Below are 14204 nucleotides of genomic sequence, written 5' to 3' on the forward strand. Positions count from 1 at the left end.
ATGGGGCGGCTTCCGACCCATAGCGGTCTCTCGCCCCCCCAGAAAAGCAGGTTGTTAGCGTGTTTAGGGAGGTTAATCAACTATTTTCAAGCGAACTTGTGTGCCTTCAGGCATATCTTTGATTTGACGAGCAATATCGCCAGAAAAACGAACCAATTCAACTAGTGGAGCGGTGCCAAGATTGCTCCCTCCGTACTCACCTCCCAAAATACCGGGAATTGAGAGGCAGAATTTTATTCCATCGGTCAATTCGCCATGTTTTTCTTTAGCGAACAACACAAGTTCGGTCATGTACCAATCACGGAGGAATTCTTGGTCTCTACAGAGTATGTCAAGAGCTGCACGATTCGCTGCAATTACTTCGCAATAACAATCCTCAGGGCATAGGCGCCAATATCTACCATCTGCATCTTTGATAATCAGATTGCCGAAATCGTTTTCGCCTATGATTTCGATGGGAGTAATTCCAATCCATCCCCATGCCTGCTTAATTTCGTCAATTAGGTTCATTTGAAAAGTTCAACAAATCCATCATGCAATCGTTAGAGATAAGATTTGTGCAGTTTGTTATGTCTGCTCTGCCGCGATGTTACCGTAAGACCGCTATTGGCCGAAAGCGTTCAGTTAGAATAAAGAGTCTAAAGCAGCCACTCGAATTTTGCACGGACTCAGGCTCGAAATCGTCAGATCAAGTGTTATCCGCTATCCACGGCAAGGCCGGATGAGTTGGAGTCTTATCTGGTACGTCGGGTCACGCTAAGCTCGCCGATGCATTGCATCGCACTATTTCCGCAAAATCGACGTTGGTCGCTTATTCAGTATTGATTCAGCATTTGAAGGCTATGCTGGATTCAGGTTTAATCCGCCGTTTGATTCAAGGAGAACATGATGCGTTATTTCAGTTTGGCCCTTGCGGGCTTGTTGATGTGTGGTTCGGTATTGGCCGCCGAGAATCTGAAAGCCAGCCGTGACAGTATCGAGGCCAGTTATAAAACGGATCTGGCTGTTTGTATGGAATTTGACAAGGCCGAACAGCCTGCGTGCAAAACCGAAGCTCAAAATCAGCGTAAAGGTGCTTATCAAGCGCTGTGGAGCAAACATGACCCCAAAGCACCTGCTCCGGTTTATCAGGGTGATCTGACTGCGCAGAAAAAGCAGATTGAGGCCGATTACCAGTTGATGCAGTCGGTGTGTAAAGAACTCGATAAAGCGTCGCAATCAGCGTGTAAAACCGAGGCGACCAGCCGGAAAAAAGCGTCATTGAAAACCGCAATGAATGCGCCGGCAAAATCGGCTAAACCGGCCTGTGTGGCTTGCGGCGTTGTAACCGAGGTGAAGGAAGTCGATCAACCCGGTGAAGGCAGCTGGATGGGTACCGTTGGTGGTGCCGCCGTTGGTGCAGGCTTGGGTAGCCTGGTCGGCAAGGGCAGTGGCCGCACTGCGGCGATGATTCTTGGTGGCTTGGGCGGTGCTTATGCCGGTAACAAGATCGAAGGCAATATGACCGGGAAAAAATACTATGAAGTGACCGTCAAGCTCGACGATGGCACGACGCAGGCAATTACTTATGAAGACCCGAATCACGGCTTTAAAGCCGGTGATAAAGTTCGGGTGGAAAATCAGCAGTTGATCAAGCGTTAAGCTTGACCTGCTGCTGTTTATCCTTCAGTAAGGTTCTGTGATCGACTTCAGTCGATCAAATTAACTGCCAAAAACCGGGTCGAGTGATAGACCCGGTTTTTTATTGACTACGATTTTTACGAAAGGATTGACAATGGTGGCTGTAAGTATAGAGACTAAGGTCTGTTATTTGATAGGCTGCCTTCATGTCCAAACCTCGCCGTAATGATCCCTGTCCCTGTGGCAGCGGCAAAAAATACAAGCAATGCTGTTTGATCAGCGATGAGGCCGCCGGTGCGGTGGCGCAAGCTGAACGTGATCGGAATCAGCAGCTTTTACCTGCCTTGGTCGAGGAAGGAATCCATTGTTATCAGGTGGGTGAAATCGACGAAGCCAGCAATCTGATGCAGCAGGCCTTGCAAATCAATCCCGGCGATCCTGATGGCCTGCATATTCTGGGGCTGATTGCGCGCGATCAGGGCGAGTACGAGCTGGCGATCAGGCTGCTCAATCAGGCGATTTATATCGCGCCCAGAGAAGCCAATTTTCATAACAACCTCGGCATCACTTACCGCAGGGCAGGACAGCTCGACAAGGCGGTCGCCAGCTATGAAAAAGCCGTGATGATCAAAGCCGATCATGTTCAGGCGCTCAATAATCTGGGCAACACTTATACCGAGCTGGGGCAGCCAAGCCGGGGCTTGGCGTATTTCGAGCGCGCTATTGCGCTCAACCCCCAGTTTGCCGAGGCGCATTACAATCTGGGGCATGCTTTGCAAACACTGCGCCGGAATCCGGATGCTTTGCGCTGTTATCAGAAAGCGCTGGCCATACGCCCCGATTACGTCGATGCAATGAGCAATTGCGGGATTGTGCTGGTCGATATGGACAGGGAAGAGGAAGCGCTGCTGCTGTTTGAAAATGCGATCAAAGTGGATGCCAACTTTGCGCCTGCGTATGTCAATCTGGGTTATCTGGCTTTGCGCAAAGGATTTGCTGTCGAAGGGCTGTCGTTTCTGCAGCATGCTGATGCGCTGGTACCGGATCGGGCTGAAACGCTCAATTATCTGAGTCAGGCCGAAAAAGATCTGGGGCTGTTCGAGCAAGCGATTGTGCACTCCCTGCGCGCGATGCAACTTGAGCCCAAATCGATTGCCGGGCTTGAGTCGGCGGTCAGGCTGGCTTTGCTCGCTTATTTGCAAGGCGATGATGCTGGCGCTCGCCAGATGTTGACGCTGGCCAGCGATATTGCGCAGTACGAGCGGCCATTGCGCAGTTACTGGAGTTATCTGGGCTTGCTACTGTCCTGGTGGCAGAAAAATCCGCAATTTCGGCAAGCCCCGACTGCTGTGGACAAGCTTTATGTGATCGGGGATAGCCATACGCTGGGCTTGCACGGGCTGGTCATTCATTATCAGGGTGAAGTGCGGCAGGCTCAGTCGCTCTGGATCGAAGGTTGCAAGCAATGGCATCTGGGTAATCGCGAAACTAACCGCTACAAAATGCAGTTCGAGCGAATGCTAAGCGAGCTAGCTCCCGGTAGCGATGTGCTGGTTTGCGTCGGAGAGATTGATTGCCGTCTCGATGAAGGAATTTTGAAAGTCCTGAAATCAAAGCCGGATCTCGACGTGGATGAGCTGATCAACAGCACGATCAGTCATTTTATGGCCTACCTCGAAGCCCAGCGCCAGCAGTACGGGCTGAACATCAGTCTGTGTGCCGTACCGGCCAGCAATGCACAACTGACAAAGTATTCAGAGGAGCGGCAGCAGCAATATCTGGGTTTGCTGCAGACGTTTAACACCATCTTACGTGAGCAGGCGGCGCAAGCGGCAATGGGGCTGCTCGATGTATTTACTTTGACCAATCTCGGTCAGGGGCGCGCCAACGGGCAGATGCACCTCGATCAAATCCATTTGCTGCCAGCAGCGTATGCCAAAGCGTTTGAACAGCATTTTTCGCCGCCGCCGAAGTGATTTTTTCTGCGCGGGGAATTTTATGGCTGAATCAGCGACTAAATGATTTGCTTGGTTTGGATCTGATTGGATCTGCTTAAAGAAGGAGAAGGATATGGATTGTCCGGTATGCAAGACTGAACGTCTGGTGATTAGCGAGCGCCAGGGAATCGAAATCGACTACTGCCCGAAATGCCGCGGGGTTTGGCTGGATAGGGGAGAGCTCGATAAAATCATCGAGCGCTCGACGGAAGTGGCGCCATCACCCGTGCAGCAAGCCCAGCCGCAGTATCATCAGCCTTCGCAAGCTGTACAACCAGCACCGCAGTATTATGATCAGCGCCGCGATTATGGCCACAAAAAGCCAAAATCGATCTGGCACGAGTTGTTTGATTAAGTTTTCAAATTGGCTGCGGCTCAGCGTTTTTTCGCCCCTGCCATGAGCCGCAGCGCATTACAGCATTAGGGATTTTGCTTGCTAGTCAATCAGCAAGCTGCAAGCTACTATCGTCCGATGACGATGCCATCTTCCTCTTTTTCCCGTTCCGCATTCACTGCCGGTTTTCTCGCGACCTTGCCGATGCAATTAGGCGTCGCGCCGTTTGGCCTGATTTTCGGCACACTGGCCGCGCCGTCGGGCTTGCCGCCGTGGGCTGCGCTGGCGATGTCGGTGCTGGTGTATGCTGGTGCTGCGCAATTTCTGGCGCTCACTCTGCTCGCCGCAAGCGCAAGCTGGCCGGTGATTGTGCTGACGACTTTGGTGGTGAATCTGCGTCATGTCCTCTATAGCGCCAGCTTGCAGAGCCCTCTGTCCGGCCTGCCATTCTGGCAACGCGCCGGCTTGGCCTACTTTCTGACCGACGAAACCTTTGCCGCAGTCCAGGCCGGAATTAATCAGAAAGTGACGCCCAATGACTCCGGATCAATCGGTGCCTATATGCTCGGTTCGGGCATCTGTAATTGTGGTACGTGGATTGTTTTTACCGCGATCGGCATTTTGCTCGGCCAGGCCGTGCCGCAAATTCAGCACTGGGGGTTGGAGTTTGCGATGGTCGCGACGTTTACCGGCATCGTCGTCCCTATGCTGGTATCGCGTTCGCAAGCGATGGCGGCACTGCTCGCAGCGGCCACCGCGCTGATCGCGCACGGCTTACCGTATAAACTTGGCTTGATTTTAGCGGTGATCGTCGGCGTCAGTGCTGGAATGTGGATGTCACGTTACGATAAATCTGCATGAATATACTGACGGTATGTATTGCTCTGTAGCTTAATCATGGATTGACCTTGATGGATATACTCTCTTTAATCTTCATGCTCTTGGGCATGGCTGCGGTCACTTATGGTGTTCGCGTGGTGTTTTTTCTGCCCGGCATCGGCGAGCGGCTGCCGCCGGCTTTGCGTCAGGCGATGGCTTATGTGCCGGTTGCCGTGTTGAGCGCGATTATTGTTCCTGAAGTATTCGTACTGCACGGCCAGATTCAGATCAGCCTGCTCAATCCATCATTGTGGGGAATGCTCGCCACCGGCGTCGTGATGTGGCGCAGCAAGCGGCTATTGCTGGCCATCGGTGCGGGGATGGCGGCGTATTACGCCATGCGCTGGATCGCAGGAATTTAATCTGAAAAACCACCGTAGGAGCGCTCTTTTCCGCCCCTACAATAAACCTGACAAGCGCACGCTTGAATCAGGTAAAATAGCAAAATTCGTAAATTATTCAACGGCCTTAGTCTCTTGACCAAGGCCGTTTGTATTACAGTCATTACAAAAGGCAGTCTCGATCCCATGTCACAAAAAACGTCATTCACCACGCTCGAACAACTCTCGCCCGACTGGCACGATAATCTGGCGTCGCTGGGCTATGAGTTTATGACGCCGATTCAGGTGGCGAGCTTGCCGCTGGTGCTCGAAGGCCGTGATCTGATCGCCAAAGCCAAAACCGGCAGTGGTAAAACGGCGGCGTTCGGCATTGGCGTGCTGCATAAACTCAATCTGACACTGTTTCGCCCACAAGCGCTGATTCTGTGCCCGACTCGCGAATTGGCTGATCAGGTCAGCAAAGACCTGCGACGTCTCGGGCGGCATTTACCGAATTTGAAAATCCTGACGCTGTGCGGTGGAACGCCGCTCGGCCCGCAAGCGGCGTCGCTGCAGCACGGCGCGCACGTTGTTGTTGGTACGCCGGGGCGGATTCAGGATCATTTGCACAAGGAAACGCTGACGATGAAACAGGTCAGCACGCTGGTGCTCGACGAAGCGGACCGTATGCTCGACATGGGTTTTGGCGGCGAAGTGCAGGACGTGATCGGCTTTCTGCCCAAATGGCGTCAGACGCTGCTGTTCTCGGCGACTTATCCCGAAGGCATCCGTAAATTATCCGCCAGCATTCAGCGCAGCCCGGTTGAAGTCACCGTCGAAGCGCTGCACGATCAGGCGTATATCGAGCAGGCCGTGTATGCCGTCAAAGACAACGCCGACAAACCTGATTTGATGAAGCGGCTGTTCGCGCACCATCAGCCAGTGTCGAGCGTTGTTTTCTGTAATACGCGTGCCGATTGCATGGCGCTGGCTGATTCGCTGGTGGAGGACGGTTTTGACGCGATTGCACTGCACGGCGAGCTCGAGCAACGCGACCGTGATTTGATGCTGGTGCGTTTTGCCAATGGCAGCTGCCCGATTCTGGTCGCGACCGATATGGCTGCGCGCGGACTCGACATTAAAGATTTGTCGCTAGTCGTCAATTACGAGCTGCCGTACGACCCTGAAGTGTATGTGCACCGCATCGGCCGCACTGGCCGCGCCGGTAAAAAAGGCCATGCGGTCAGTCTGGTTTCGCCAAGCCAAACCAAGCGTCAGCGGCAGATCGAGGAATACCTCGACAGTGAGTTGCCAAAGGGGCGCGAAGAAGACCTCACCGTTGAAGGCGATTTCGCGCTGCCGGCCAAAATGGCGACGCTGTGTTTCGACGCGGGACGCAAACAGAAAGTGCGCCCCGGCGACATCGTCGGCGCACTGACCGGCGACGGCGGTTTGCAATTTGAATCAATTGGCAAAATTGATTTATTCGAGTTCCAAACCTACGTCGCAGTTGACCGCCGCCACGCGACGCAAGTCATCAAGCGTCTGGGCAATGACAAGGGCAAGCTCAAAGGCAAACCGGTTAAAGTGCGGATGATTTAAGTCAACGCTGATTCGTCCGGTATGACGAATTCCGGATAAATCAGCGCGCCCTTAATTTTCGTAATACTGCCAAGGGTATATTGATGGGGGCTAATCTTAAATTGCTCCTTATTAATATACCCTTCGCTATTTGGAGATGTTCCCAATTCGTGTTGATGCGGAATTCGTAGAGCTGCCTCTTTCCCCCCCTTCGCCGAAGGGGGCTAGGGGGGGATTTCTGCATTATTCAAATTGTATTTGGCAACTTAATCATTGCCAAATCCCCCTTAGTCCCCCTTTTTCAAAGGGGGAAATGACTGCGGCAGTACATCGTTTTGTGGCTTTTCTACGTGGATGTTGATATGGCTGACCACATTCTCAATATTCAACACACATTGAGAACATTACCTACTCTTTGTACTTCAGATTTGAGGGCGGACAAGACGCTACGCTATGCGTAAACTGAGTAAAACCGGAAACGCAAGGACAGCGCTATGGCTGTAACGCAAGTATCCACCAAATCCGCACGCCTGCGCGCAATGAAGCGCCGCGCCACCGGGCTGCTGGTCGCGATGGCGCTGTTGCTGGTGTGGGTCATCTGGCTGCGCACACAATATCCGGTGTGGGCTTGGCTGGGTTTTGTCGAAGCCTTTGCCGAAGCTGCGCTGGTTGGTGGTCTGGCCGACTGGTTTGCCGTCACTGCGCTGTTTCGCCAGCCGCTTAATTTACCGATTCCGCACACGGCGATTATTCCGAAAAACAAACACCGCATCGCCGATAGTCTGGGCGAATTTATCGAAGCGCACTTTCTGTCGACCGAGCGCATCATGGCCAAGGTCGGCGAATTCAATCCGGCTTTTCAGCTCTCGCGCTGGCTGCAAACCCCTGCCAACGCTCGGCAAAGTGCCGAGCAGCTGGCTTTGTTGTTTCATTACATTCTGCAAAGTCTGGTCGAGCCGGTGATGCAGGCACGGCTGCGCGAGCTATTGCGTACCCAGCTTGGCCAAATCGATCTGGCCGCACCCGCCGCAGATATTCTGGGTTTGATTCGGCAAAGCGGCCAGCATCAGAAGCTGCTCGATGCCGTGCTCTCGCATCTGGATACGCAATTGCAAAAACCGGAGCTGCAACAGCATCTGGCGCAGCTGATCGCGACCGAACTCGATTACCTGAAATGGATCGCGCTTGACGAAGCGGGTGGCCGCTATCTGGCGCGCAAACTCGTCCACGCCGCCGGGCGTGAGATTCAGGACATGCGCGACAATGGCACGCATGCCTTGCGCGCGCACTTTGATCAAACGCTGACCGAATTTCAAACACGCCTGAAAACCGACGCCGATTTTCAGGCGCGGATTGCCGCCGCGCAGCAGAAAATGCTATCCGACCCGGCTTTGCACGATACGCTTGATCGGCTGTGGGGCAATGTCACGCGCTGGCTGTCAGATGATCTGAAAACGCCCGATTCGACTTTGCGGCTCAAACTCGCTTCCGGTTTGACGCATCTGGCGCAGCGGCTTGCGCAAGACCCCAGCCTGTCCGACTGGCTCAACCGCCACGCCCGCATCGCTGCGGGTCAGCTCGTTAAACGCTACCGCCACCAGATTGGCCAGTTTATCGCCGATCAACTCAAGGCCTGGGACGACGACGTGATGGTCGAACGGCTAGAGGTCAACGTCGGCGTTGATCTGCAGTTTGTGCGGCTCAATGGGACTTTGGTCGGCGGGCTGATTGGGGTGGGGTTGTACGGTTTGCATCAATTGATTGCTTAAATGGCAGAGTGGGATCAAATGAAAAATTGTCTAATCGCGCTGTTGTTTGCCTTGGTATTACAGCCTGCTTGTTCGAAGGAGCTTGAGACACAGATGCTTGGCAAATGGCAATCCAATGAAGAAAAAACATTGGATGATATGCGTAAGACAAAGGATATTCCGGCTAGAACCAGGAAATTCTTTGAAAATAATTTTTTTGGTAGGTTGATATTGGTCATAAGGGAGGGAGAGTCGAGCTCGTATTTTGCTGATGATAAAAATCTGAATATTGAGTTTGCTCCGTATGAGATTATCAAGAAAGGTGATAATTATCTGATCATCAAAGACTTCAATTCTGTCCTGAATAAAATTGAGGAGCAGCAGTGGTTTTTTGAAAAAGACTGCATGTATACTTATGTTTCAAAGTGGAAATTTAGAGAATATTTTTGCCCTCGAAATGAGTAATTCAGCACTGTAGCTTGGATTAAGCCTGTACAGCCCATGTTGACCGCAATAAATAAACCGCTGGATGTGCCCAGCGGTTTTGTTTTATGGTGTTTCGGCGCCATTCTCTTCCCTCAACACACCCGAACTAGCCTCATTTATATGGCCATTGCTTAAAACGTTGTGATCCCGCAAGCCATGGCATAAACGGTGTCTAAACCGCGGTTCACCACGCCGTCACCGCCAAAATGCATAATGATCCGGGCATCGGCCGTTTTGTAGTCGGATCTCATCTCGTAAAAGCGCGTCTGCAAGCCCTGCTTGCGGATATAACGGCATAGCCGGGCTGCGCTGGAATTATCGGTCGTCAGCGCGGCGTCACAGAAAATCAGCCCGTAAGGTTGCGCATTGATGAAGTCAACCGCCTCATCATAGCTGCTAGCGACATCCAGCCATTCATCCCACGGATAATCGGCAGGATTGGACGTGACGACCAGCGTTTTGAGCATATTTCGGCGTAAGGTAGTCATGATTTTGTGCAGGGCAAAATGTTTCTCTGATTATACAATCATGAATCCCCCCATACCGTGCAATTCGCTACACTCAGTGCACCTACGGGTATACCTGGCGATGTATTGCCTTGATGGTTGTAATTTGATTGATCTGTAGCAAAATACCCCTCGAGGGCTAGCGTCGCGCAGGTATCCCCATCTGCCACACCAGCACTCCCGCCGCAGCACTGGCGAGCAAGTGTTTCAGCGTATGCCCGCTGATCAAGACTAGCTGTTGAAATAATTGATGGTCTTGCAGCTCGGCGACTTTGGCGACGATGTAAAGGCCAATCGCTGCGGCCAGTGCAAGACGTTTGGCGCGGGCGGCACGAGCCTGCCACTGGATGATCGGAATCAGCAACAGCGGCAGCACTTGTAAGAAGAGGTAAGGGCGCAAATCGCCGTATCCCGGATTGAGTGCTTCTGTCCATTGCCACCACCCCACGCTGCCCAAGGAGAGTACGGTCAGAGCGGCGCAAACCCGGCGCTGAGTTTTTATACTGTCGGCGCTGCCGTAGCATTCGTAGCAGACCGCGGCGAGCAGGGCGGCGCAGGCCATCGCGATCGGGATGCGATCGAATATCAACCGTGCATTGTCGGGTGCGAGGTGATACCAGCCCGAGCCAAATGCAGTTAAAAATAGCGAAATACAAAACAGGCCATAAGCCGTACGCGCAGTCTCGACCAGACTGGCGTTGCGCGCGAGGCGGCTCATCCCCCAGAGTCCGGCCAATGCAAAACCCAGATTCGATAATACGTCGGCTGCGTTACTGATGCCCAGCCACGCCTGGCGGTCGGCAAAGTGGTGGTAATTGGGCAACTGCACTATCGGCCCGTGGATCAGCATACCCAGCGCGATGGCCGCAATAATCAGGCCGGGTAAAACCAGCGGGTTAAGCGTTTTAAGCTTCATACAGTTCTCGTAAATGCTGATGGTTATGTATTCTAAAGCTGTTTTATTCTGTAAGCATTTTGCTGCTAAGCTCGCGCTTTAGCAATCAGACCCTAATGGTAAAAAGACCGATGCAGCTGCGCTTTGTAGAATTCACCCTCGATCATCTGGCCCCATTTTGTGAGCTGTACTTGCGCGTGTTTAACGCTGCGCCGTGGCATGACGGCTGGCAAATTGACGCGGTGCGTGAGCGCTTTGCTACGTTTAGCCAGTTTCCGCGTTTTTACGGTCTGGGCATGCTGGCCGATGAGGTGCCGGTGGGTTTGGTGTTTGGCTGGGGCGAGCGCTGGATCGACGGCTGGCATTTTTTTCTGAAGGAATTCTGTGTCGATACGCAATGGCAGGGGCAGGGCTTGGGCAAGCGCTTATTTGCCGAATATGAGCAGCGCCTGCACGCGCAAGGCTATCGCTGGACATTTCTAAATACCGGCCGTGCCGTACCGGCGTACCAGTTTTATCAGAAAATCGGCTTTGTCGAAGAAGATCAGGCGATTATGTGCAAACAGCTGGGCGCAGCTACGCCGAATTGATGGTGTAGGCGGATACCCCACCGGGCGATAGAAAAATTGCAGTGTTGTTTGCTGTTGATGTGTATTAGGCTTGCATATATCCGGTTCTTCTCGCTTTAAAACACCCATGTTGAAACGCTGTTTTTCTATTGTCTGTGCCATTGCGTTCTGGGGCGTTTGTCCAGTACAGGCCGCCGTTCAGGTAACGATTGCGACCTACTACGACTATGCCCCCTGGATTTATCCGCATGAAACGTATCGTACCCAAAATAATATCAGCCGTTTTCCCGGGTTGACGGTGCTGCTGTGCAAGCGTCTGACCGAGATGGCTCATGGGCGATTTGTTTTTGTCGCTGAATATATTCCGCGCAAACGCATTGATTTTATGTTGCAGACCAATCAACTGAGCGTGGTGGCCTGGGCTAATCCGCGCCCGTTTAATGATGCTGAACTGAAACAGTATGACTGGACGGCGCCGCTATTGGATGAGCCCACTTATATCCTGTCGGCCAAGAACAACCCGCTGGAGTACGAAAATCTGAATTCATTGATTGGTAAGCGGTTTTCGTCGGTACTGGGACACAAGTATGCCGATTTGAATAGCATGATTGAGGCAGGAAAAATCATCCGCGACGACGCGAATAGCACTGAATCGGCCATCAAAAAATTGACTGCTGATCGCCATGTCGATTTTGCTCTGGCCGAGCGCTCGGCGCTAATGGCGGCTGAGCGGGATGGGCGGCTGGATTTGAATAAATTCTATCTCGCACCAACGCCATTGAGGGCGCACTTCAATAGGCATATTCTGATCGCGAAAGGTTATCCTGAGCTGTCGGAATTTATCAAAAATGCCGTGACCCAGCTCAGAACGGATTCAGCCTGGATTCAGGAGTTGAATCATTACGGACTCAAACCGGCACCTGCGCTGTAAAAGTGTCGCTTGCCTTTGGAAAAGTGAACGTTTCATCAGAATCTTATCGGCGAATTTATCGTCTGTTCGCTTGCCAAGGCCGACACTTCCCCCGATAATTCAGCCCGTTATGCAGGAGAGCGTAGTGTCCGCAAAGGCCACTACCACCGAAGGCGCAATGGCACCCGCGAATCGCTCAGGTCAAAGGACTGCATAATCGACGTAAACACTCTGGAGAGCGCCCCGGCTGGGGACACCGAAGGGGCTAACGACTGACAGACAGTCGGAAAATCTCAGGTACACGGACAGAGGGGTGTTGCCCGCTACATCAATAAAGTAGCGGCCTATGAGGGTATACCCTAGGAAAGTCTTATGACCGCAACCACCGAAGCTGCTGCACCAAAAACTACTCCACTTTATGACTCGCATGTCGCCGCTGGCGCAAAAATCGTTGATTTTGCCGGCTGGGCAATGCCGATCCATTACGGCTCACAACTCAAAGAACACGAAATCGTCCGTGCTGATGCGGGCATGTTTGACGTCTCGCATATGTGTGTCATCGACATTACCGGCGCGGATGCCAAAGACTGGTTGCGCACGCTGATCGCCAACGACGTTGAAAAACTCGGCTTCGAAGGCAAGGCGCTGTACTCGGGCATGCTGACGCCGGAAGGCACGGTGATCGACGATCTGATCGTTTACCTGACGCATTACGGCTACCGCATGGTGGTGAATGCCGGTACGGCCGACAAAGACATCGCATGGATGCTCAAACAAGCCGAAGGTCGTGCCGTCGAGCTGACGGTGCGCCGCGAGCTGGCGATGATCGCCGTGCAAGGCCCGAATGCGATTGAAAAAGCCTGCAAAGTGCTGCACGAAGAATGGGAAAGCACGATCAAGGGCTTGAAAGTATTTCAGGGCTTCCCGTTCGGTTCAGTTGAAGAGGGCTGGTTTGTCGCCCGCACCGGTTATACAGGGGAAGATGGTCTGGAAATCATGCTGCCCGCCGAAGAAGCACCATTATTCTGGAAAGCCTTGATCGGCGCTGGCGTTGCACCGATTGGCTTGGGCGCACGCGATACGCTTCGCTTGGAAGCGGGGATGAATTTGTACGGCCACGATATGGACGAGACCATTTCGCCATTGCAGGCCGGCATGGGCTGGACGATTGCGTGGGAGCCTGCTGATCGCAACTTCATCGGCCGCGCCGCGCTGGAAGCCGAAAAGGCCGCTGGCGTGAAGTGCAAACAGGTTGGTCTGGTGCTCGAAGGTCGCGGCGTCTTGCGCGAAGGCCAGAAAGTCGTCGTTGACGGCATCGGCGAAGGCATCATTACCAGCGGCACTTTCTCGCCTACACTCAAACATTCGGTTGCGATCGCGCGCGTTCCGGCTGGAACCGGCGCAACGGCGCAAGTTGATTTGCGCGGCACGCTGACCGACGTTCGCATCGTCAAAATGCCGTTTGTTCGCAACGGCAAAAAAGTATTTGAATAACACCGTAGGGTGCGCAAGTTTGCGCACCGGGTCGATGAGCCGATTGGCTTGTAATTTGAATTGCATTTTTGTGCGCAAATCCCTGCGGGATTTTCACACCCTACACATATTGATTTGTATGGGTATTGCCCTGCAAACAAGTTAAATAAAGATTTTCAATTAAATACCCCTAGAGGATAAAGTCATGAGCAATGTTCCAGCAGAACTGAAATATGTAAACAGCCACGAATGGTTGCGTCTGGAAGCCGATGGCACGGTGACCATCGGTATTACCGATCACGCGCAGGAATTGCTCGGCGACGTGGTTTTCGTTGAGTTGCCTGCGGTTGGCGACGTGCTTGATGCTGAAGCAACAGCGGGTGTGGTTGAATCGGTCAAAGCCGCGTCTGACGTTTACGCGCCGATTGCTGGTGAAGTCGTTGAAGTGAATGTCGAACTCGAAGCATCGCCAGAATTGGCCAATAGCGATCCGTACGGCGCGGCGTGGTTCTTCCGCGTGAAGCCAGCCAATGCGTCGGATCTGGACGCCTGCCTGAGCGCCGCCGAATACAGCAAAGAAATCGGCGTCTAAAAATATTTGAACCACAGAGGCACAGATGCACAGAGGAAAACCCTCCGTTCCTGAGCCTGATGCCGCTTACTCTTAAGCTAATTGAGCTTGGTTCCCCCCTTCGTGAAGGGGGGCTAGGGGGGATTTCTGCACTACTTGAGCCATCATTTTGGCTGAAGTAATGCCAAACCCCCCTCAATCCCCCTTTGATAAAGGGGGAGGCTAAAGTCAAAACCCTTAACTGAACGGCATTGCATATTTCTGTGCCTTTGTTTTCACTGAGTTTCTGCGTCTCTGTGGTGTAGTTTTTTAAAG

Annotated in this window: 15 protein-coding genes and 1 riboswitch; of the genes, 12 read left to right on the forward strand and 3 right to left on the reverse strand. The window is 52.8% G+C overall.

Translation table 11 applies throughout. The features are described 5' to 3' along the window. Nucleotides 1-72: 72 nt before the first annotated feature. On the reverse strand, nt 73-510 hold the full coding sequence (locus tag ACG2XO_RS10250; RefSeq protein ID WP_410497885.1) for a T6SS immunity protein Tdi1 domain-containing protein: 438 nt from the start codon (nt 508-510) through the stop codon (nt 73-75). Between the two features lie 375 nt (nt 511-885). Here ACG2XO_RS10250 and ACG2XO_RS10255 point away from each other — a divergent pair, with 375 nt between their 5' ends. The 8 genes from ACG2XO_RS10255 to ACG2XO_RS10290 all read left to right on the forward strand — a co-directional run bounded on the left by ACG2XO_RS10255 (nt 886) and on the right by ACG2XO_RS10290 (nt 8944). Next, on the forward strand, nt 886-1641 hold the full coding sequence (locus ACG2XO_RS10255) for a glycine zipper 2TM domain-containing protein (RefSeq protein ID WP_410497886.1): 756 nt from the start codon (nt 886-888) through the stop codon (nt 1639-1641). Nucleotides 1642-1826: 185 nt separating this feature from the next. Then, a complete protein-coding gene (locus ACG2XO_RS10260) occupies nt 1827-3596 on the forward strand; it encodes a tetratricopeptide repeat protein (protein WP_410497887.1) in 1770 nt (589 codons plus the stop codon). A gap of 94 nt (nt 3597-3690) precedes the next feature. Beyond that, nucleotides 3691-3972, forward strand: coding sequence for a zf-TFIIB domain-containing protein (locus ACG2XO_RS10265; protein ID WP_410497888.1), 282 nt, complete (start codon nt 3691-3693; stop codon nt 3970-3972). 78 nt (nt 3973-4050) lie between these two features. Next, nucleotides 4051-4812 (forward strand): AzlC family ABC transporter permease, encoded by a 762-nt coding sequence (locus ACG2XO_RS10270; RefSeq protein ID WP_410497889.1) that lies wholly within the window; start codon nt 4051-4053, stop codon nt 4810-4812. A 50-nt stretch (nt 4813-4862) separates the two neighbouring features. Beyond that, the gene (locus tag ACG2XO_RS10275; protein WP_410497890.1) at nt 4863-5192 is read left to right on the forward strand and encodes an AzlD domain-containing protein; all 330 of its coding nucleotides are present in this window, start codon (nt 4863-4865) and stop codon (nt 5190-5192) included. Nucleotides 5193-5357: 165 nt separating this feature from the next. Further along, nucleotides 5358-6752, forward strand: coding sequence for an ATP-dependent RNA helicase DbpA (gene dbpA, locus ACG2XO_RS10280; protein WP_410497891.1), 1395 nt, complete (start codon nt 5358-5360; stop codon nt 6750-6752). 473 nt (nt 6753-7225) lie between these two features. Further along, nucleotides 7226-8500 carry a DUF445 domain-containing protein gene (locus ACG2XO_RS10285; protein WP_410497892.1) on the forward strand — a complete coding sequence of 425 codons (1275 nt, stop codon included), beginning with the start codon at nt 7226-7228 and terminating at the stop codon, nt 8498-8500. Then, on the forward strand, nt 8501-8944 hold the full coding sequence (locus ACG2XO_RS10290) for a hypothetical protein (RefSeq protein WP_410497893.1): 444 nt from the start codon (nt 8501-8503) through the stop codon (nt 8942-8944). A 152-nt stretch (nt 8945-9096) separates the two neighbouring features. On the opposite strand, the gene ACG2XO_RS10295 is transcribed toward ACG2XO_RS10290, so the two are convergent. Both ACG2XO_RS10295 and ACG2XO_RS10300 read right to left on the reverse strand, forming a co-directional pair. Beyond that, complete coding sequence (locus tag ACG2XO_RS10295) at nt 9097-9453, reverse strand: hypothetical protein (protein ID WP_410497894.1); 357 nt, start codon at nt 9451-9453, stop codon at nt 9097-9099. Nucleotides 9454-9610: 157 nt separating this feature from the next. Then, nucleotides 9611-10387, reverse strand: coding sequence for a hypothetical protein (locus tag ACG2XO_RS10300; protein WP_410497895.1), 777 nt, complete (start codon nt 10385-10387; stop codon nt 9611-9613). A 110-nt stretch (nt 10388-10497) separates the two neighbouring features. Here ACG2XO_RS10300 and ACG2XO_RS10305 point away from each other — a divergent pair, with 110 nt between their 5' ends. From ACG2XO_RS10305 to gcvH, 4 genes are all read left to right on the forward strand, one after another. Beyond that, nucleotides 10498-10956, forward strand: coding sequence for a GNAT family N-acetyltransferase (locus ACG2XO_RS10305; protein ID WP_410497896.1), 459 nt, complete (start codon nt 10498-10500; stop codon nt 10954-10956). 106 nt (nt 10957-11062) lie between these two features. Further along, entirely contained in the window at nt 11063-11866 is an 804-nt protein-coding gene (locus ACG2XO_RS10310; protein ID WP_410497897.1) for a substrate-binding periplasmic protein, read from the forward strand. A 102-nt stretch (nt 11867-11968) separates the two neighbouring features. Next, nucleotides 11969-12067, forward strand: a riboswitch (glycine riboswitch). 150 nt (nt 12068-12217) lie between these two features. After that, entirely contained in the window at nt 12218-13339 is a 1122-nt protein-coding gene (gene gcvT, locus ACG2XO_RS10315; RefSeq protein ID WP_410497898.1) for a glycine cleavage system aminomethyltransferase GcvT, read from the forward strand. 184 nt (nt 13340-13523) lie between these two features. Beyond that, complete coding sequence (gene gcvH, locus ACG2XO_RS10320) at nt 13524-13910, forward strand: glycine cleavage system protein GcvH (RefSeq protein WP_410497899.1); 387 nt, start codon at nt 13524-13526, stop codon at nt 13908-13910. The last annotated feature ends 294 nt before the right edge of the window (nt 13911-14204 follow it).

The sequence above is a fragment of the Chitinibacter sp. S2-10 genome (assembly GCF_046530675.1).
Taxonomy (GTDB): Bacteria; Pseudomonadota; Gammaproteobacteria; order Burkholderiales; family Chitinibacteraceae; genus Chitinibacter.

What these genes read in the sequence shown, in the direction of transcription:
- ACG2XO_RS10250 (WP_410497885.1), bottom strand. Translation starts at nt 510, where the DNA reads ATGAACCTAATTGACGAAATTAAGCAGGCATGGGGATGGATTGGAATT.
- ACG2XO_RS10290 (WP_410497893.1), top strand. Translation starts at nt 8,501, where the DNA reads ATGGCAGAGTGGGATCAAATGAAAAATTGTCTAATCGCGCTGTTGTTT.
- dbpA (WP_410497891.1), top strand. Translation starts at nt 5,358, where the DNA reads ATGTCACAAAAAACGTCATTCACCACGCTCGAACAACTCTCGCCCGAC.
- ACG2XO_RS10285 (WP_410497892.1), top strand. Translation starts at nt 7,226, where the DNA reads ATGGCTGTAACGCAAGTATCCACCAAATCCGCACGCCTGCGCGCAATG.
- ACG2XO_RS10260 (WP_410497887.1), top strand. Translation starts at nt 1,827, where the DNA reads ATGTCCAAACCTCGCCGTAATGATCCCTGTCCCTGTGGCAGCGGCAAA.
- ACG2XO_RS10305 (WP_410497896.1), top strand. Translation starts at nt 10,498, where the DNA reads ATGCAGCTGCGCTTTGTAGAATTCACCCTCGATCATCTGGCCCCATTT.
- ACG2XO_RS10255 (WP_410497886.1), top strand. Translation starts at nt 886, where the DNA reads ATGATGCGTTATTTCAGTTTGGCCCTTGCGGGCTTGTTGATGTGTGGT.
- gcvH (WP_410497899.1), top strand. Translation starts at nt 13,524, where the DNA reads ATGAGCAATGTTCCAGCAGAACTGAAATATGTAAACAGCCACGAATGG.
- ACG2XO_RS10300 (WP_410497895.1), bottom strand. Translation starts at nt 10,387, where the DNA reads ATGAAGCTTAAAACGCTTAACCCGCTGGTTTTACCCGGCCTGATTATT.
- gcvT (WP_410497898.1), top strand. Translation starts at nt 12,218, where the DNA reads ATGACCGCAACCACCGAAGCTGCTGCACCAAAAACTACTCCACTTTAT.
- ACG2XO_RS10275 (WP_410497890.1), top strand. Translation starts at nt 4,863, where the DNA reads ATGGATATACTCTCTTTAATCTTCATGCTCTTGGGCATGGCTGCGGTC.
- ACG2XO_RS10310 (WP_410497897.1), top strand. Translation starts at nt 11,063, where the DNA reads ATGTTGAAACGCTGTTTTTCTATTGTCTGTGCCATTGCGTTCTGGGGC.
- ACG2XO_RS10265 (WP_410497888.1), top strand. Translation starts at nt 3,691, where the DNA reads ATGGATTGTCCGGTATGCAAGACTGAACGTCTGGTGATTAGCGAGCGC.
- ACG2XO_RS10295 (WP_410497894.1), bottom strand. Translation starts at nt 9,453, where the DNA reads ATGACTACCTTACGCCGAAATATGCTCAAAACGCTGGTCGTCACGTCC.